Raw genomic sequence first — 18,300 nt, forward strand, 5'->3', positions numbered from 1 at the left:
CCAGTCAGGTCATCGGACCATCGACGGCGGGCAGCGGCGTGATCGCCACTGCCCGCCGTCACTTGACGCAAGCAGCGGCAATAGGTTGCATACGTTCTGTGACCGTGCACCCTGCCCCAACGTCCTGTTCACCCACGTCCCCGGGGACGCCGTCGCAGGCAGGGGGCGCAGCGCCGTGGACCCGGTGATCATCGCCGGCGCGGGGCCCGTCGGGCTCACGCTCGCCCTGGCGCTGGCCAGGCAGGAGGTGCCCTGCGTCGTCCTGGACGAGGGGCCCGGCAAGGACGAACAGCGCCCGGCGCGGACCGTCGTGCTCGGCGAGGAGACCGTCGCCCTGGTGGAGCGGCTGACCGGCGCGTCCCTCGCCGAGGCGGGCCTGCGTTGGGCCGGATGGCGGTCGCTGCGGCGCAGGCAGGTGACGCGCGAGGTCGTTTTCGGCGAGGGCGGCGACGCCGGTCCGGCGCCCCTGCACCTCGCCCAGCACGAGCTGACCGGCGTCCTGCGCGCGGCCCTGGCCCGCGAGGCGCGGGTGCGGATCGCGGTGGACAGCCGCCTCGACGGCATCGAGCAGGAGACCTCCGGCGTCACCGCGCACACCCGGGGCCCCGGCGGCACCTGGTGGCGCGGCAGCCACCTGGTCGGCTGCGACGGCCCCCGCTCGACCGTGCGCAAGCTCCAGGACATCCGCTTCCCCGGCCGCACGGCCGTCGAGCGCTACGCCGTCGCCGCGCTGCGCACCGAGCTGCCCCGGCCGGACGAGGCCGTACTGCACCGCATGCCTCCCTGGCGGACCTCGGGGCCGTCGGCCGGCGAGGTCACCGCCCGTCCGCTGCCGGACGGCGCCTGGCGCCTGGACTGGCTGCTGCCGCCCGGCAAGGACCTGGTCACGCCCGAACTGCTGGTCAACCGGGTGCGGGAGACCCTGTCGGGCTGGACGGAGGGCGCGGCCCCGGCCTACGAGTTGCTCGACACCGGCGTCCACACCGTGCACCACCGGCTGGCCCGGCGCTGGCGGGCGGGCCGGGTGTTCCTCGCCGGGGACGCGGCACACCTCCTCGGCGCGCTGGGTACGCAGGGCCTGGAGGAGGGGCTGCGCGACGCCGACAACCTCGCCTGGAAACTGGCCCTGGCCTGGCACCACGGGCCGCACGAGGCGCTGCTCGACAGCTACCAGGAGGAACGGCGCACCGCCCTCGCCGCCCGGCTGCGCGCCGCCGACCAGACGCTGCCGCTGCTGCGCGGCGGGGGCGGCCTCAGGGGGTACGTGCCCGGCGCGGCGCGCGGCCACGACACGCTGCTCGCCGACGGCCACCTGGGGCGCGGGGCGCTGGGCGCCCCGGGGGCGTACGCCGACTCGCCGCTCGCTCCCCCACCCCTGGAGGGGGAGGCCGCCGTCGGAACGCCGGCCGGGGGCCAGGTCGCGGACGTGCGGGTGACGGCGGAGGACGGCACCTTCGTGCGGCTGCGCGACCGGCTGGGGCGCGGGGCGCTCCTCGTGGTGCTGATCGCGCCGGGGACGGGGGTCTGGGAGCGCAAGCACTGGGTGACCGCCGGCATCATGCCCCGCCTGGCCGCCGCGGTGACCGCGCTGCCCCACCCCGCCGAACTGCTGGTCGCCGAGGACTACCCCGGCGCGGCCCCGCACACGGTCCTCCTCATCCGCCCGGACGGCCACCTGGTCACCGCCCTCGGCGGCGTCCGCCCGGCGGACCTCTACACGGCGACGGAGACGGCCCTCGGCGGCCCCCCGAGGGCCACACGCACGGGGGCGCCGGCCGGCTCACGCTGAACGGTACGGATCGGGGTCGGGCGGGCGGCCCGGCGGTGGCGGCACAGCGGTGGGACGGGTCGGCTCCCGGCTGACTCTCGGTCGAGCGCCGCCGGCACGGCCTCGGCCCGGCCCTCTGCCTCACGGTGCCGGACGGGGGGTGCGCGGCCGGGGCAGACCTGGTCATCGCGCCGAGGCGGGTGCGGCGCTCCACCCCTCCGCCGGACGGCGTCCGCATGCTGAGGGTGAGTTGACCGGCCCCCGCCGTCATGGTCTACTCCGGACCGTGACCGACACCAATGTGCGCCTGTGGCGGAGGGTCCATATGGACCTCGTCCGCTATGCGGGCTGCGTGTGTCGTCCGTCCTGCTGAATTCGCATCCCTTCTCCCGCGCGTACGCGCCTCGACGTGTCCGGCACGTCCGACGTGCCGTAGCGCGCCACCCCGCGAACTCCCCAGGACGGTACCCGTGTCTGTCTCCTCACCCCTCCCCTCCCCCGCCCCGGCGACCACCGCTCCCGCCCCCACCCAGGCCGAACTCCTCGACTTCGCCCGCCGCACGGCCGCCGACGCCGAGCTGGTCGCCTCGCTCCCGCTCGACCCGGAGGGCCGCACCTGGATCCGCCTGGAGGGGCCCGGCGGCAGCGAGGCCTGGCTGATCGGCTGGCCGCCCGGCTCGGGCACCGGCTGGCACGACCACGCCGACTCGGTGGGCGCCTTCGTGACCGCGGCCGGCGAGCTGACGGAGCACGCGCTCGCCGTCCGGCTGCCCACCGATGGCTGGCGGACCCTGGAACTGAGCGACGGTGTGGACCGGGACCGCCGGCTGCCCACCGGGAAGGGCCGCGCCTTCGGCCGGCATCACGTGCACGAGGTGCTCAACGAGTCCGCCGAACTGCACGCGGTCTCCGTCCACGCCTACTACCCGCCCCTGCCGCAGATCCGCCGCTACAGTCGCAGCGGGCCCATCCTGCGCCTGGAGCAGGTCGAGCGACCGGAGGACTGGCAGTGAGCGAACCGACCGGGATCGACACGCTCCTGGAGGAGGTGCGCCGGGGCTACCGGCGGATCGAGCCGGGCGCCGCCCACGAGGCCGCCGAGGCCGGTGAGGCGCTGCTGGTGGACATCCGCTACGCCGCCCTGCGCGAGGCGGACGGCCTGATCCCCGGCGCGTTGGTGGTCGAGCGCAACGAGCTGGAGTGGCGTCTGGACCCCCAGGGCAGCCACCGCCTGCCCGAAGCCACCGACCATGACCTGCGCGTCGTCGTGGTGTGCAACGAGGGCTACGCCTCCAGCCTGGCCGCGGAGTCCCTGCACCGCCTGGGCCTGCGCCGGGCCACCGACCTGGTCGGCGGCTTCCAGGCCTGGCGGGCGGCGGGCCTGCCGGTGGAGCCGGCCGAACCGATGGGGGCTGCGGGGGCTTCGTAGCCGCGGGGCCTCCGCGCCGCTTCCGTCGGCCCTCGTCTCGGTCGTCGTCGGTCTCCGTCAGCCCTCGTTGGTCCCGTCAGTTCTCGCCGCCGAGGAACTCCGTGTCCTCGCCTTCCTCCTCCAGCGCCCGGCGGACGACGCGCAGCGCCATGCCCTCCGGGTAGCCCTTGCGAGCCAGCATGCCGGCGAGCCGGCGCAGCCGCTTGTCGCGGTCGAGGCCGCGCGTGGCCCGCAGCTTGCGGGTGACCAGCTCCCGCGCGGTCTCCTCCTCCTGCTCGGAGTCCAGCCGGGACACCGCCGCGTCGATGACCGTGGCGTCCACCCCCTTGGTCCGCAGCTCCCGGGCCAGCGCGCGCCGCGCCAGCCCGCGCCCGTGGTGCCGGGACTCCACCCAGGCGTCCGCGAAGGCGCCGTCGTCGATCAGTCCGACCTCCTCGAACCGGGACAGCACCTCCTCGGCGGCCTCTTCGGGGATCTCCCGCTTGCGCAGGGCGTCGGCGAGCTGGCTGCGGGTGCGCGGGGTCCCGGTGAGCAGGCGCAGGCAGATCGCCCGCGCCCGCTCCACCGGGTCCCGCGGAAGCTCCTCCTTCTCGGCCCTCGACGAGATGGAGGCGCCTCCGTCCTGTGCGGTCGCGGCCGGCTCCGCCCCGTGCCCGCCGCCCTCACCGGCGTACTCGCTGTCGGACTCGGCCCGGTCGGCCCAGTCGGTCCGTCGTGTCACGGTCAGCTCTTGGCTGCCGCGGCCTTGGACTTGGTGGCCTTGGCCGTCACCGGGGCGGGCACCGCGGCCGCCGGGTCGGCCGGGGCGGTGGCTACGGCGGTGTCCGTGCCCGCGTCGGCGGCCGGCTCCTCGGGACGCACGCCGACGCCCAGCTTCTCCTTGATCTTCCGCTCGATCTCGTTGGCGAGGTCGGGGTTGTCCTTCAGGAAGTTGCGGGCGTTCTCCTTGCCCTGGCCGAGCTGGTCGCCCTCGTACGTGTACCAGGCACCGGCCTTGCGGACGAAGCCGTGCTCCACGCCCATGTCGATCAGGCCGCCCTCGCGGCTGATGCCCTGGCCGTAGAGGATGTCGAACTCGGCCTGCTTGAAGGGCGGCGCGACCTTGTTCTTGACGACCTTGCAGCGGGTGCGGTTGCCGACCGCGTCCGTGCCGTCCTTCAGCGTCTCGATGCGGCGGATGTCGATGCGCACCGAGGCGTAGAACTTCAGCGCCCGGCCACCGGTCGTCGTCTCCGGGGAGCCGAACATGACGCCGATCTTCTCGCGGAGCTGGTTGATGAAGATCGCGGTGGTCTTGGACTGGTTCAGCGCGCTGGTGATCTTCCGCAGGGCCTGGCTCATCAGCCGGGCCTGCAGACCCACGTGGCTGTCGCCCATCTCGCCCTCGATCTCGGCGCGCGGGACGAGCGCGGCGACGGAGTCGATGACGATGAGGTCGAGGGCGCCGGAGCGGACCAGCATGTCCACGATCTCCAGGGCCTGCTCGCCGTTGTCCGGCTGGGAGAGGATCAGGTTGTCGATGTCGACGCCGAGCTTCTTCGCGTACTCGGGGTCGAGGGCGTGCTCCGCGTCCACGAACGCGACCTGGCCGCCGGCCTTCTGCGCGTTGGCCACCGCGTGCAGGGTCAGGGTCGTCTTGCCCGAGGACTCCGGGCCGTAGACCTCCACGACCCGGCCGCGCGGGAGGCCGCCGACGCCGAGGGCGACGTCGAGGGCGGTCGAACCGGTCGGGATCACCTCGATGGGCTCCATCGTCCGGTCGCCCATGCGCATGACCGCGCCCTTGCCGAATTGCCGTTCAATCTGTGCGAGCGCGGCGTCCAGCGCCTTCTCGCGGTCCGTGCCTGCCATGGGTTCCACCCGGTTTGCTTGATTCGATCGCTTCACGTCCACGACGCTAATGCCTGCCACTGACAATGCGCCCCGATGCGGGTTCCGCCTGTGGACAACTCGGGCACTTCCCCTCCTGAATCCGCACGAATCACCCACCGCGAACCGCGTCGACGCCTCCATCGGAATGGATGTTCGAATTCCGTGTCAAGCACACCACGCCGCCCCGCGGCGGCCCGTTGTCCTGTGTCACCGAAGTTTGATCAGTGCAGGCTGCGTGACGCGGTTAGTCCGGGACCCCCTCATGGGCGGGCGGGACATGGGCATGGCTTTGACCCGCCCTTCGAGCGCGTCGCATGCTGTAGGGCGCCCTGATCTGGGCGGGCTCCGGCCGGGTGAGGACATAGGTATGGCGACCACTGACGTGGTGGGCGGCAGTCGGCTGCCCTCGATTCGGCGTCGGCAGGTGCTAGCGGGCCTGGCGGTCGTGGGTTTCCTCGTGGCAGTCGCGATCTGGGCGCTCGCCGAGCGCACGGGCCTGCTCTCCACGCTGGAGGCATGCCGTACGGGGGCGGGGTGTTCACCGGCCCGTCTGGCGGAGCGGACGTTCGCGTCGATGAACCGGCTGGAGACGCTGGGGCTGGTGAGCGCCGCGCTTCCGTCACTGGCCGGGGCCGCGTGGGGTGCTCCGATGATCGCGCGGGTCGCCGAGAAGGGCTCCTGGGCGATACCCGGTGACGACACGGGGCGCGTGCGGTGGTTCCTGGCGCGTCTGGCGGCGGCGGCCGGCGGCACGGTCGTGGTGGCGGCCGGGCTGGGGCTGCTGGTCGCCTGGTGGTGGAGTCCGGCCGGTGACACCGTGTACGGGCTGGGCTGGTATCGGCCCGCCATCGTGTACGCGACCGGTCCGGCCGCGGTGGCCGCCGCACTCTGCGGTCTCGTCATCGGCGCGGCCGTGGGTCTGCTGCTGCGCCGCACCCTGCTCGCGGTGATGGCGACCGTCGCGGTGACGGCCGGAGCCCGGTGGGTGCAGTACCTGGCGCATCGCCCCGGTCTGGGTTCGCCGCACCGGCCCGCTTACTGGACGGTGCAGTGGATCGACACGGCCGTCTGGACGGCTCTGGCCGTGGCGCTGACCGTGGTTGTCGCTCGGCGCCTGCACCAGGCGCCGCCGGCCGTGCCGCGAGCCCTGCCGGCCCTGCTGTCCGAGGGCACGGTCCGGGCGTGGCTGGTGCCGCTGGTTCCTGGAGGGTTCGCGCTCGGGCTGGGGTTGTGGGGGCTGGCGCGGTGGGACTCGATGTGGCGTGATGAGGCGGCCACCTGGCAGGTCGCCCACCGCTCCTTGCCGGAGATCTGGCACATGCTGGGCGAGGTCGACCTCGTGCACGGCCTGTACTACGTCCTGATGCACGGCCTGTTCGCGCTGTTCGGTGACAGCCTCTACACCCTGCGCCTGCCCTCGGTGCTGGCCGTGGTCACGGCGACCGTGCTCACCGCGCGGATCGGTGCCCGCCTGGCCGGCGCGGCCGCCGGCATCGGCGCCGGGACGGTGCTGGCCGTGGTGCCGGCGGGGCAGCTGTACGCACAGGAAGGCCGCTCCTACGCCCTGGTCCTCGCCGGAGTGGCCGCCGCGACGTGGCTTCTGATCAAGGGCTACGACCAGCCCGGCCGGCGCGGGGTGTGGGTCCTCTACGCGCTCACGGTGTGGATCTCGGCGCTGCTCAACTGGTTCTGCCTGCTCGCCCTCGGCGCCCACGCCCTGACCCTGCTACTGGCCCGTGCAGACCGCACCGCGCGCCGCCGATGGGCCCTCGCGTCCGGCGCCGCGGTGGTGGCGACGCTGCCGCTGATCCTGGCCAGCCGCGCGCAGTCCGGCCAGGTCTCCTGGATTCGCCCGCTGTCCTGGTCCGACCTGATCGCCCCCGCCGCCCTGCTCCTGATCGCCGGCCTGTGCGCCCGGATTCCGGCCCCCGGGGCCGGCCGGCTCACCCCGGCACGACTCGCCCTGCCGCTGCTGGCCGTCCCGCACCTGGCGCTCCTGCTGGTCTCCACCGTCAAGCCGCTCTACCTGGACCGCTACCTCCTGTACACCTACCTCGGCCTCGCCCTCCTGCTCGGCACCGCCCTGGCCGCCGCGGTGCGCGTCCTGACCGATCACCGCTACCGCCAGTCCTGGCTGCTGCTGCCGCTGGCCGCCACCGCGGCCGTGACGGTGCTCTACCCGATGGAGAACCGGGACCGCACGTCCTCCGGCCGCGTGGACGACGTCCTCGTCGCCGCCCAATCAGTGGCCTACGACGCCCGACCCGGCGACGCCGTGCTCTTCCTGCCCGCCGCCCGCCGCGACACCGCACTCGTCGCACCCCAGTCGTTCGCCGGGCTGGACGACATCGCCCTGCTCAGCAGCGGAACACTGTCGGGAACGCTCAAGGGCCTGGAACGCACGCCGGAGCAGATCCGCGCCGCGATGCTCGCCCGCAAGCGCATCGTCCTGGTCACCGACGCCTACAGCGTCGCCCGCCCCCCGGGCACCGCCCGAGAACGCGTCAAACAGCAGGTCCTGGACCAGTACTTCCACCCTGTCGACCGCACCCAGAGCGGCGGACGACGGGTGATGGTGTACGAACGCGACTGACCTCACATCCAAGGACCGCGACCAGCCTTCGCGCACCCGCCGATCACTCAACTTTCGCTGGCACATGATCAAGGTTCGATGGCACAGGACGGCCCGTCCGAGTGCGGGTGCGGGCGTGCCTCAGCCGTCGCCGCCGGCCAGGCGACGCATGATCGTCATGAGTTCGGCGGGCGGGGAGATGCTCATCGTCCGGCTCTCCTGGTCGAAGACCGTGATCGACGTCAAGGCGCCGGCACGCCACCAGAACACCCGGGGGGAGAGACGCCCGGGGCCCTCTTCGTAGGCGCCCTGTCCGAACTGCGCCAAGGCGTTGACGGCCTCGGCCACGTGCCGGTCGTCGAGCGGGTGGAAGGCGAGGTTGTGCCGGTTCGGAACGACCAGCAGCACGCCCTCGTCCGGTATCTCGGGGCCGCCGGCGGCACGCACCGCCTCTTCGAGGACGAGCAGCTTGCTGGCCGCGAAGACCGACTCCGGGTGGCCGAGAATGTGGAGGGCGGCGCCGCCGGGAAGCTCGAAGTGGTCGTAGCCGACCGGCTCGCTGAGCAGGTTGCTCCGCGCGGCGGCCACGAGGGTGTCCCACTCGACGAGGGCCACGTCGCGGTCGTCGAGGACGCGGACGTTCTCCGGGGTGTCGAGGGCGATGCCCGCCAGCAGGTCCGGGGCCAGCGACCGCAGGTAGCTGAACTGCCCTCGCGCCTGCGCGGGTATCGACTCCTCGGCGACCAGCCTCAGGTACACGTTGCGCAGGGCGCCCGGGGCGCTGTCGTGGTCGGTGCCGGCTGACAGGTCGCTCATACGTGGTTCCTCGGGTCCGGGGCGCGGCGGGGTGCCGGGCACAGTACGACGATCTGATCACACAAGCCTACGCCGCCGCACCGCACTCGATGTCCGACGGTCCCGATCACGTCGCCTTCCCCTGGGTCCGGTCTGCACCACTGACCGTGGTGCTCCTGGGGCTGACGGCCTACTGTCGCGGTGGCCGGCGGCCCCGCAGACCGCGCAGCCGCGTGACGAGGCCGGGGCCGGACGGCCGGCGTTCGCGGCGGCGGCCGTGGACGCGGGGGTCGTCCGTGACGGCGTAGCGCTTGACGTAGGCGCCGAGGAACGCCTGCAGGGTGGCGACGGCGGGGATGGCGATCAGCGCCCCGACCGCGCCGAGCAGGGCGGTGCCCGCGATGACCGAGCCGAAGGCGACTGCCGGGTGGATGTCGACGGTCTTGGACGTGAGCTTGGGCTGGAGCACGTAGTTCTCGAACTGCTGGTAGACGACCACGAAGATCAGCACCCACAGCGCGTACCAGGGGTTGACCGTGAAGGCGATCAACATGGGCAGGGCGCCCGCGAGATACGTGCCGATGGTGGGGATGAACTGCGACACCAGGCCCACCCAGACGGCGAGCGCGGGCGCGTAGGGGACTTCGAGGATCTCCAGCAGGATGTAGTGCGCCACGCCCGAGATCAGCGCCATCAGACCGCGTGAGTAGAGGTAACCGCCGGTCTTGTCGACGGCGATCTCCCAGGCCCGCAGCACCTCGGCCTGCCGGGCGGGCGGCAGCACCGAGCACAGCGCGCGGCGCAGCCGGGGGCCGTCGGCGGCGAAGTAGAACGCGAACAGCACGATCGTCAGGAGCTGGAAGAGGCCGCCGAGCACCTGGGCGGAGACGTCGAGGACGCCGGTGGCGCTGTTCTGCACGTAGTTGCGCAGCCAGTCCGAGCGGAGCAGGCCCTCCTGGATGTCGACCCGTCTCAGGTCGGTGTGGAAGTGGCCGTTGACCCAGTTGATGACGGAGTCGAGGTAGTCCGGGAAGTCCTCGACGATCTTGACGATCTGGCCCGCCAGCATCGAGCCGAGCAAGGTGACGAAGCCGGCGGTGGCGACCAGGACGGCCAGGAAGACGAGGAACGTGGCCAGGCCCCGGCGCAGCCCGCGCCCGGCCATCCAGCTGACCGCCGGCTCCATGGCCAGGGCCAGGAAGAACGCGATCAAGATATTGATCAACAGCCCGGTGAGCTGGTGGAAGGCCCAGCTGCCGAGTTGGAAGACGGCGACCAGCGAGAGCGCCAGCACCATGGCGCGCGGCAGCCAGCGGGGCATGCGGGCACCCGGCCCGGTGGTGCCGGCCGGCGGCGGGGCGGGCGGCGTGGGTCCGGGCGGGGATGCGTGCCGGGCCGCCTGCCCGGTCTCGTCAGTGGGTGCCACGGGCCTAGTCTCGCCCACGCCGCCGACGGCGGAGAACCGTCGGGCGGACTCCGTGACCGGTCGGACGGACTTCGTTACAGGTCAGCGCTGCTCCTGTGGCACGTTCATGACCGTGCAGACGACCTGCCAGACCTCCTTGGCGTCCCAGCCGGCGTCCAGCGCCTCGAGCACCGTGCGTCCGCCCAGCTCCGCCATCACGTGGTCGCGCGCGAAGGTGTCCGCGTACCCCGGACCGAAGTGCTCCGCCATCCGCTCCCAGAAGACCGTCAACCGCATGACACCAGTATCCCGCTCCTGAGAGTGGCCCTCGCCCAGGGGCGGGTGGCGGGACCGCTTTCCGCCCTACGGTCTGACGCATGGCCGAAACCGGACCCTCCGCCCCGCCGGCGGGCGCCCTCGCGTCCCCGCCGCCCTCCCCGCTCGCCCGCGCGGAGCACTTCGTGTGGCACACCGCGCGCGTGCTGGAGCAGCGCCTGTTCGCGCACCGGTTCCGGGGCGGGGGCGCCGAGGCGGTACTGACCGCCCTGGACGCCTACCGCAACGCGGACGGCGGCTACGGCCACGCGCTGGACCCCGCCCTGCGCGGCCCGGCCAGCCGACCGGCGCACGCCGCGCGGGCGCTGCGGGTGCTGGACACGGTGGGCTGCTGCGGCGGGCAGCGCGTGGAGCGGCTGTGCGGCTGCCTGGCCACCGCCTCCGCCGCGGACGGGGCGCTGCCGGCGGCGGACGGCCCGCGCGGCGACCTGCTCGCCACCGCCCCGGTGGTCGGCCTGCTGCACGGCAACGAGGTGTGGCACGCCTGGCTGTTCCGGGCCACGGACTTCTGCTGGCAGGCGATCGACGCGCTGACCACCCCCGGGGCCGCGGAGGTCCGGGCCGCTCTGGTCTTCCTGGACCGCGTCCCCGACCGCACGCGCGCGGAGGAGGCCGCCGCCCGGCTGGGCCGCCTGGTGCGCGAGAGTCACCTAGCTGCGGTGCCGGATCCCGACGACGCGGTGCCAGGTCCCGACGACACGACGCCGGGTCCCGACGACACGGACGCGCGTGCCCGGAGCGGGGCCTGCCTCCCGCACTGCTACGCCCCCGCGCCGCGCTCCCTCGCGCGCGCGTGGTTCACGGACGCGGAGATGACGCGCTCCCTGGACCGGCTCGCGGCGACGCAGGAGGAGGACGGCGGCTGGCCCCTGGGCCACCCGCACGAAGCCACCTCCGCGGCGCGGACCTGGGCCGTTGAGGCACGCCCCGAGGTGACCATCGAGGCGCTGGGCACACTGCGGGCGTACGGCAGGAGCATCCACTGAGCCCGCCGGCCCGGCCCGGTCAGCCCCCGATCGCCCGCACCCCCGCGGTGACGAGCACGGCCGCCGCGACCACGACCAGGAACGGCGCCCGCAGCAGCAGCGCCACCGCGGCGGCGCCGACACCGGCCGCCCGCGCGTCCAGCACGAGCGCCTGCCCGTCGCCGAAGGTCTGCTGGGCGGTGAGCGCCGCGAGGAGCGCCACGGGCAGCAGGGCGGCCAGGCGTCTGACCAGGGGCCGCTCCAGCGCGCCGGCGGGCACGAGCAGGCCGAGCAGCTTGACGGCGTAGCAGCCGAGGGCGGTCACGCCGATGGCGATCCAGACGTTCACCGCTCCCCCTCCCGTCCGGCGTCACCGGCGCGGCGGCCCCGGGCCCACAGGACGGCCGGCGCGGCCAGCGCCGCGACCAGCACCGGCACCCCTGCGGGCAGCACGGGCAGCAGGCCGAGCCCCAGGACGACGGCGAGGGCGGCCACCGCGCGCTCGGTGGCCGTCGTCAGCATCGGCGCGAGCAGTGCCAGGAAGACCGCGGGCCCGGCCGCGTCCAGGCCCCAGGCGTCGGTGTCCCCGATGGCCTCCGCGCCGAGCGCGCCGAGGAGCGTGGTGAGGTTCCACAGCACGTACAGGGTGGCGCCGGTGACGGTGAAGCCGAGGCGGACCGCGCGGCGGCTGGGCTGGGCGAGGGCGACGGCCGTCGTCTCGTCGATCACCCAGTGCGCGGCGAACGGCCGCAACGCGCGCGGGAGGGCCAGCAGCTGCGAGAGGCGCAGCCCGTAGAAGGCGTTGCGCACGCCCAGGAAGAAGGCCCCCGCCGCGGCCGTGAACGGGTTGCCGCCGGCCGCGAGGGCGCCCACCAGGGCGAACTGGGACGCCCCGGTGAACACCAGGAGGCTGAGCGCGCAGGTCTGGAGCACGCTCAGCCCGCCGCCGGCCGAGGTCACCCCGAAGGCGAACCCGGACAGCCCCACCGCGACCCCCACCCCGAGGGCGTCGCGCACGACGGCTCTGTCCGGCTTGTCTGCTTCCGCTGTCCCCGTCTCCGGGACGGTCATCTGTTCTCCCACGCCTCGCACGGTAGGAGCAGACCCGTGACCGCGTCTTGTACGTTTTTGCGCTCGCGCTGGTACGCACCGGGCGGTACGCCGACGATCCGCGCGAAGTGCCGGTTCAGGTGCGGCTGGTCGGTGAAGCCCACGGCGGCGGCCGCCTCGGCGGGCGGGGTCCCGGCGTCCAGCAGGCCGCGGGCCCGGCGCACCCGGGCGTCGGTCAGCCAGGTGTGCGGCGGCATGCCGTAGGCGTCACGGAAGGCGCGCAGCAGCGCGAAGGGGCTGGTGCCCAGTTCCTCGGCCAAAGCCTGAAGGCTCGGCGGGCAGGTCATCCGCTCCTCCAGCACGGCACGCGCGCGTGCGGCGGTCCGGGCGCCCGCCGTGCGGATCTCCCGCCGCGGCAGCGGACCGCCGTTCAGCCGCAGCAGCCGGGTCACGGCCACCCGCAGCAGCGTGTCGGCGGCCAGCGCGTCGCCCTCGTCGGCGGCGCGCAGCACCCGGTGCACCAGGCGGACGGTGTACGAGTCGTCGAGGACGGGCCGTACGAAGCCGGGGGTGCCGCGCAGCGTCGTCGTCTCCGCCGCGATGCCGGCCACGACCTCGGGCGAGGGGTAGACGGCGCCGTAGCGCCAGCCCTCCGGCACCCCGGCCCGTCCGGTGTGCGGTGTGTCGGGGTTGATCAGCGCGAGGGAGCCGGGGCCCGCGGACCGGTCGCCGCCGCCGTGGTGGAAGACCTCCACGCCGTCGGCGATGGCGGCGATGACGAAGTGCTCGTGGGTGTGCCGGACGAAGGTCTTCCGCACGTACCGGGCCCGCAGCAGGTCGACACCGGGCAGCTCGGCGTACCGCCAGTGCCGCGCCCGTTCGACCGATCCCGCCATGCCCTCATTCTCGGCCACGCCCCACCGAGCCGGCTCCCCGGACCGTTCCCCCGGCCTCGCCGTTCCCGCTCGCGCGTCCGTTCCGTCCGCATCCGCCCAGCTCAGGGCGATTGTCAGTGGGCGGGTGCAGGATGGAGCCATGGTCAGCTCCGCACACCGAGCCCTGGACGGCTTCTCCCCCGCGACCCGCGGCTGGTTCACGGGGGCCTTCTCCGCGCCCACCGCCGCCCAGGCCGGGGCGTGGCAGGCCATCTCCGAGGGCTCCGACGTGCTGGTCGTCGCCCCCACCGGCTCGGGCAAGACGCTGGCTGCCTTCCTCGCCGCCCTGGACCAGCTGGCCTCGGCGCCGCCGCCGGCCGACCCGAAGAAGCGCTGCCGGGTGCTGTACGTGTCGCCGCTGAAGGCCCTGGCGGTGGACGTGGAGCGCAATCTGCGCAGCCCGCTGACCGGCATCCGCCAGGAGTCCGTGCGGCTCGGCCTGCCCGAGCCGGAGGTCAGGGTCGGCATCCGCTCCGGCGACACCCCGGCCGCCGAGCGCCGCGCCCTGGCCACCCGGCCGCCGGACATCCTGATCACCACCCCGGAGTCCCTGTTCCTGATGCTGACGTCGGCCACGCGCGAGGCGCTGACCGGCATCGAGACGGTGATCCTGGACGAGGTGCACGCGGTGGCCGGCACCAAGCGCGGCGCCCACCTCGCGCTCACCCTGGAGCGCCTCGACGAGCTGCTGCCGAGGCCGGCCCGCCGCATCGGCCTGTCGGCGACCGTCCGCCCGGTGGACGAGGTGGCCCGCTTCCTCGCCCCGCGCGGCAAGGTGGAGATCGTCCAGCCCGAGTCGGGCAAGGAGTTCGACCTCTCCGTCGTCGTCCCGGTCGAGGACCTCGGCGAGCTGGGCGGCTCCCCGGTCGCCGACGGCAATGAGGGGGCGGAGCGCCCCTCGATCTGGCCGCACGTCGAGGAGCGCATCACCGACCTCGTCCAGTCGCACCGCTCCACGATCGTCTTCGCCAACTCCCGCCGCCTGGCGGAGCGCCTGTGCAACCGGCTCAACGAGATCGCCTACGAGCGGGCCACCGGCGAGCCCCTGGAGGAACACCACTCCCCCGCCGAGCTGATGGGCGGCTCCGGCGCCGCCCAGGGCGCCCCCTCGGTGATCGCCCGCGCCCACCACGGGTCGGTCTCCAAGGAGCAGCGTGCCCTGGTCGAGGAGGACCTCAAGGCGGGCCGGCTGCCCGCGGTGGTCGCCACCTCCAGCCTGGAGCTGGGCATCGACATGGGCGCCGTCGACCTGGTCGTCCAGGTCGAGTCGCCGCCCTCGGTGGCCTCCGGGCTCCAGCGCGTCGGCCGCGCGGGCCATCAGGTCGGCGCGGTCTCCACCGGCGTGGTCTTCCCGAAGTACCGCGGCGACCTGGTGCAGGCGGCGGTCGTCACCGAGCGGATGCGCAGCGGCGCCATCGAGGCCCTCAGGGTCCCCGCCAACCCGCTGGACGTGCTGGCCCAGCAGCTCGTGGCGATGACCGCCCTGGACACCTGGCAGGCCGACGACCTGCTCGCCGTGGTCCGCCGGGCCGCCCCCTTCGCCTCGCTCCCGGAGTCCGCGTTCACCGCCGTCCTGGACATGCTCGCCGGCCGCTATCCCTCCGACGCCTTCGCCGAGCTGCGCCCGCGCGTGGTGTGGGACCGCGTCGCCGGCACCGTCACCGGCCGCCCGGGCGCGCAGCGTCTCGCCGTCACCTCGGGCGGCACGATCCCCGACCGCGGCCTCTTCGGCGTCTTCCTCGCCGGCGCCGACCCCAAGAAGGGCGGCGGCCGGGTCGGCGAGCTGGACGAGGAGATGGTCTACGAGTCCCGGGTCGGGGACGTGTTCACCCTGGGGACCAGCTCCTGGCGCATCGAGGACATCACCCGCGACCGCGTGCTGGTCTCCCCCGCCCCGGGAGTGCCGGGCCGGCTGCCGTTCTGGAAGGGCGACCAGCTGGGCCGCCCCCTGGAGCTGGGCCGCGCGCTCGGCGCGTTCCTGCGCGAGGTCGGCGCCCTCGGCAAGGAGGACGCCCGGCTCCGCCTGGTCACCGCGGGCCTGGACGCCTGGGCGGCGGACAATGTGCTCGCGTATCTGGACGAGCAGCGCGAGTCCTGCGGCCACATCCCCGACGACCGCACGATCGTCGTGGAGCGCTTCCGCGACGAGCTGGGCGACTGGCGGGTGGTGGTCCACTCACCCTTCGGCGCCCAGGTGCACGCCCCGTGGGCGCTGGCCCTCGGCGCCCGCCTGTCCGAGCGGTACGGCATGGACGCCCAGGTCATGCACGCCGACGACGGCATCGTGCTGCGCCTGCCGGACGCCGACCTGATGGGCCTGGATCTGTTCGACCAGGAGCCGGGGCAGCAGGGCCGCCCGGGCACCGAGTACGACGCCGGGCAGGCGCCGGTCGGCGCGGGCGACGTCGTCTTCGACAAGGGTGAGGTCGACCGGGTGGTCACCGACCAGGTGGGCGGTTCCGCGCTGTTCGCCTCCCGCTTCCGGGAGTGCGCCGCCCGCGCGCTGCTGCTGCCGCGCCGCAGCCCGGGGCGCCGCACCCCGCTGTGGCAGCAGCGCCAGCGCGCGGCGCAGCTCCTGGAGGTGGCGAGCGAGTACGGCTCGTTCCCGATCGTCCTGGAGGCGGTCCGCGAGTGCCTCCAGGACGTCTTCGACGTCCCCGGCCTGGTCGAGCTGATGGGCGACCTGGAGTCGCGCCGGGTCCGCCTGGTCGAGGTCACCACCCCCGAGCCGTCCCCCTTCGCCCGTTCCCTGCTCTTCGGCTACGTCGCCCAGTTCCTCTACGAGGGCGACTCGCCGCTGGCCGAGCGCCGCGCCGCCGCCCTGTCCCTGGACTCCCGGCTGCTCGCCGAGCTGCTCGGGCAGGCGGAGCTGCGGGAGCTGCTCGACGCGGACGTGCTCACCGAGCTGGAGCGCGAGCTGCAGTGGCTCACCGAGGACCGCCGCGTCAAGGACGTCGAGGGCGTCGCGGACCTGCTGCGGGTGCTCGGGCCGCTGACCGACGCCGAGCTGGCCGAGCGGGGCGCCGAGCCGGGCTGGGCCGAGGAGCTGGCCGCCGCCCGCCGCGCCATCCGGGTGCGGATCGCCGGCGCCGACCACTGGGCGGCGGTCGAGGACGCGGGGCGGCTGCGCGACGCGCTGGGCACGGCGCTGCCCGTCGGCGTGCCGGAGGCGTTCACCGAGCCGGTCAAGGACCCCCTGGGCGACCTGCTCGCCCGGCATGCCCGCACGCACGGCCCGTTCACCTCGACCGGCGCCGCCGCCCGCTTCGGCCTGGGCGTCGCGGTCACCGACGGCGCCCTGCACCGCCTCGCCGCGAGCGGCCGGGTGGTGCAGGGCGAGTTCCACCCCTCGGGCATCGGCCAGGAGTGGTGCGACGCGACGGTGCTGCGCCGCTTGCGCCGCCGGTCCCTGGCCGCGCTGCGGCACGAGCTGGAGCCGGTGCCGCCGGCCGCGCTCGGCCAGTTCCTCCCCCAGTGGCAGCACATCGGCCGGGGGCACACCCTGCGCGGCGTCGACGGACTGGTGCGCGCGGTGGAGCAGCTCCAGGGCGCGTCTGTGCCCGCGTCCGCCCTGGAGAAGCTGGTCCTGCCGTCCCGGGTGGCGAACTACACGCCGGCGATGCTGGACGAGCTGACCGCGGCCGGCGAGGTCGTCTGGGCGGGCGTCGGGTCCCTGCCCGGCAAGGACGGCTGGGTCTCGCTCTACCTGGCGGACGCCGCCCCGCTGCTGCTGCCGCCCGCGCACCCCCTGGAGCTGACGGGCCTGCACCAGGCGGTCCTGGACGTCCTGTCGGGCGGGTACGGCCTGTTCTTCCGCCAGATCGCCGACCAGGTCCGCGCCGCCGGCCATCCCGAGGCCACCGACCCGCAGCTGGCCGACGCCCTGTGGGACCTGGCCTGGTCAGGGCGGCTCACCAACGACACGCTCACCCCGCTGCGCTCCCTGCTCGGCTCGGGCCGCACCGCGGGCTCCACGGCCCACCGCGCCAAGCGCGCGATGCCCCGCGGCCGGTACGGCTCGCTGACGGCCGCCGCCCGCACCGCCTCCCGCAACGGGCCGCCGACCGTGGCGGGCCGCTGGTCCCTGCTCCCGGCCCGCGAGGGCGACCTGACGGTGCGCGCCCACGCCACCGCCCACACCCTGCTCGACCGGCACGGCGTGGTGACCCGGGGCGCCGTCGCCGCCGAGGGGATCGAGGGCGGCTTCGCCGCGGTGTACCGGATCCTGGCCGCCTTCGAGGAGAGCGGGCAGGCCCGGCGCGGCTATGTGGTGGAGGGGCTCGGCGCGGCCCAGTTCGCCATGGACGGCGCGGTGGACCGGCTGCGCGCGGTCGCGAACGCCCGGGAGCGGGGCGACGGGGCCTCCGCCCGGCCGGCCGCCCCGCCCGCCGGCGGCGCCGACGGCTCGGGGGATCACGCCTTCGCGCCCGACGGCCCGGCACCCGACCCCTCCTGGTCCACCGGCGGCTCCCCGCACGACGGCTTCCCGACGGCCGGCCGCATCCCCGCCGACGACTTCCCGCTCGAAGGCTTCCAGGACGACGGCTTCCCGGCCGACGTCGGCGGTGCCTCCGATCACCCCCGCGACCCCCTCGCACCCCCCGGCGAGGACCTGGGCCGCCGCCCCTCCCGCGGTGACTACATCTCACCCCGCGACTACGCCGAGCCCGGCGCCGGCGGCCCCCGGGGCGGCTTCCCACAGGGCGGGTACGCCGGGGCGGGCGGTGGTCACGGCAACGGGTTCGCCGGCCGGGGCGCCGGCCGCCGGGGCCCGGAGCGGTCACCGGCGGTCGTCCTGGCCGCCGCCGACCCGGCCAACGCCTACGGCGCCGCCCTGCCCTGGCCCGAGCCGCCGGCCGGTGCCACGCACAAGCCGGGCCGCAAGGCCGGCTCCCTGGTGGTGCTGGTCGAGGGCGAACCGGCGCTCTACATGGAGCGCGGCGGCAAGACCCTGCTGATCTGGCCCGCCGACCCGGAGGGCGCCCCCGCCGACGACCCCCGGCCGCGCGCGGCCACCGAGGCCCTGGCCGACGCCGCCCGGGCCGGCAAGCTGGGCACGGTCACGGTGGAGCGGATCAATGGCGCGGCGGCGCTGACCTCGCCCTTCGGCGCGCTCCTGGAGGAGGCGGGGTTCGTCGCCACCCCGCGCGGCCTGCGGATCCGGGCGTGAGCC

The 18,300-nt window shown here is 74.8% G+C and carries 14 protein-coding genes and 1 pseudogene; 7 read left to right on the forward strand and 8 right to left on the reverse strand.

Annotated elements, in window-relative coordinates:
* The first annotated feature begins 175 nt into the window (after window positions 1–175).
* The 4 genes from ACGFZL_RS28020 to ACGFZL_RS28035 all read left to right on the forward strand — a co-directional run bounded on the left by ACGFZL_RS28020 (window position 176) and on the right by ACGFZL_RS28035 (window position 3,197).
* The gene (locus ACGFZL_RS28020) at window positions 176–1,789 is read left to right on the forward strand and encodes an FAD-dependent monooxygenase (RefSeq protein WP_393695824.1); all 1,614 of its coding nucleotides are present in this window, start codon (window positions 176–178) and stop codon (window positions 1,787–1,789) included.
* A gap of 280 nt (window positions 1,790–2,069) precedes the next feature.
* Window positions 2,070–2,141 carry a putative leader peptide gene (locus ACGFZL_RS28025; RefSeq protein WP_309544753.1) on the forward strand — a complete coding sequence of 24 codons (72 nt, stop codon included), beginning with the start codon at window positions 2,070–2,072 and terminating at the stop codon, window positions 2,139–2,141.
* A 97-nt stretch (window positions 2,142–2,238) separates the two neighbouring features.
* Window positions 2,239–2,781: a cysteine dioxygenase gene (locus ACGFZL_RS28030; RefSeq protein ID WP_393695826.1), complete on the forward strand. Its 543-nt coding sequence runs from the start codon at window positions 2,239–2,241 to the stop codon at window positions 2,779–2,781.
* Window positions 2,778–3,197 carry a rhodanese-like domain-containing protein gene (locus ACGFZL_RS28035; protein ID WP_393695828.1) on the forward strand — a complete coding sequence of 140 codons (420 nt, stop codon included), beginning with the start codon at window positions 2,778–2,780 and terminating at the stop codon, window positions 3,195–3,197. Before ACGFZL_RS28030 ends, ACGFZL_RS28035 begins: the two co-directional genes overlap by 4 nt.
* A gap of 76 nt (window positions 3,198–3,273) precedes the next feature.
* Here ACGFZL_RS28035 and recX read toward each other — a convergent pair.
* Together recX and recA are read right to left on the reverse strand one after the other, a co-directional pair.
* Window positions 3,274–3,954 (reverse strand): annotated as a pseudogene (recX, locus tag ACGFZL_RS28040) (recombination regulator RecX); the annotation flags it as partial.
* Window positions 3,921–5,048, reverse strand: coding sequence for a recombinase RecA (recA, locus tag ACGFZL_RS28045; RefSeq protein ID WP_355171536.1), 1,128 nt, complete (start codon window positions 5,046–5,048; stop codon window positions 3,921–3,923). The gene recA and the pseudogene recX, both read right to left, overlap by 34 nt.
* A 388-nt stretch (window positions 5,049–5,436) precedes the next feature.
* On the opposite strand from recA, the gene ACGFZL_RS28050 reads away from it, so the two are divergent.
* Window positions 5,437–7,662, forward strand: a complete 2,226-nt coding sequence (locus ACGFZL_RS28050) for a hypothetical protein (protein WP_393695830.1) — start codon at window positions 5,437–5,439, stop codon at window positions 7,660–7,662.
* A 120-nt stretch (window positions 7,663–7,782) separates the two neighbouring features.
* Here the strand turns inward: ACGFZL_RS28050 and ACGFZL_RS28055 are convergent, their stop codons facing one another.
* The 3 genes from ACGFZL_RS28055 to ACGFZL_RS28065 form a co-directional block, all read right to left on the reverse strand.
* Window positions 7,783–8,457, reverse strand: coding sequence for a hypothetical protein (locus tag ACGFZL_RS28055; protein WP_393695832.1), 675 nt, complete (start codon window positions 8,455–8,457; stop codon window positions 7,783–7,785).
* Window positions 8,458–8,626: 169 nt separating this feature from the next.
* Window positions 8,627–9,862 (reverse strand): AI-2E family transporter, encoded by a 1,236-nt coding sequence (locus tag ACGFZL_RS28060; RefSeq protein WP_393695834.1) that lies wholly within the window; start codon window positions 9,860–9,862, stop codon window positions 8,627–8,629.
* Between the two features lie 81 nt (window positions 9,863–9,943).
* Complete coding sequence (locus tag ACGFZL_RS28065; protein ID WP_393695836.1) at window positions 9,944–10,138, reverse strand: DUF3046 domain-containing protein; 195 nt, start codon at window positions 10,136–10,138, stop codon at window positions 9,944–9,946.
* Between the two features lie 80 nt (window positions 10,139–10,218).
* Here ACGFZL_RS28065 and ACGFZL_RS28070 point away from each other — a divergent pair, with 80 nt between their 5' ends.
* Window positions 10,219–11,163, forward strand: a complete 945-nt coding sequence (locus tag ACGFZL_RS28070) for a hypothetical protein (protein ID WP_393695838.1) — start codon at window positions 10,219–10,221, stop codon at window positions 11,161–11,163.
* 19 nt (window positions 11,164–11,182) lie between these two features.
* Here ACGFZL_RS28070 and ACGFZL_RS28075 read toward each other — a convergent pair whose 3' ends face one another.
* The 3 genes from ACGFZL_RS28075 to ACGFZL_RS28085 are packed head-to-tail and all read right to left on the reverse strand — an operon-like array spanning window position 11,183 to window position 13,088.
* Window positions 11,183–11,491, reverse strand: coding sequence for an AzlD domain-containing protein (locus tag ACGFZL_RS28075; protein ID WP_355171546.1), 309 nt, complete (start codon window positions 11,489–11,491; stop codon window positions 11,183–11,185).
* On the reverse strand, window positions 11,488–12,213 hold the full coding sequence (locus tag ACGFZL_RS28080; protein ID WP_393695866.1) for an AzlC family ABC transporter permease: 726 nt from the start codon (window positions 12,211–12,213) through the stop codon (window positions 11,488–11,490). The genes ACGFZL_RS28075 and ACGFZL_RS28080 overlap by 4 nt, the downstream gene beginning before the upstream one ends.
* On the reverse strand, window positions 12,210–13,088 hold the full coding sequence (locus tag ACGFZL_RS28085; RefSeq protein WP_393695840.1) for an AraC family transcriptional regulator: 879 nt from the start codon (window positions 13,086–13,088) through the stop codon (window positions 12,210–12,212). The genes ACGFZL_RS28080 and ACGFZL_RS28085 overlap by 4 nt, the downstream gene beginning before the upstream one ends.
* Window positions 13,089–13,227: 139 nt before the next feature.
* On the opposite strand from ACGFZL_RS28085, the gene ACGFZL_RS28090 reads away from it, so the two are divergent.
* Window positions 13,228–18,297, forward strand: coding sequence for an ATP-dependent helicase (locus ACGFZL_RS28090; RefSeq protein WP_393695842.1), 5,070 nt, complete (start codon window positions 13,228–13,230; stop codon window positions 18,295–18,297).
* Window positions 18,298–18,300 lie beyond the last annotated feature (3 nt).

Source organism: Streptomyces sp. NPDC048182 (genome assembly GCF_043202555.1).
Lineage (GTDB): Bacteria > Actinomycetota > Actinomycetes > Streptomycetales > Streptomycetaceae > Streptomyces.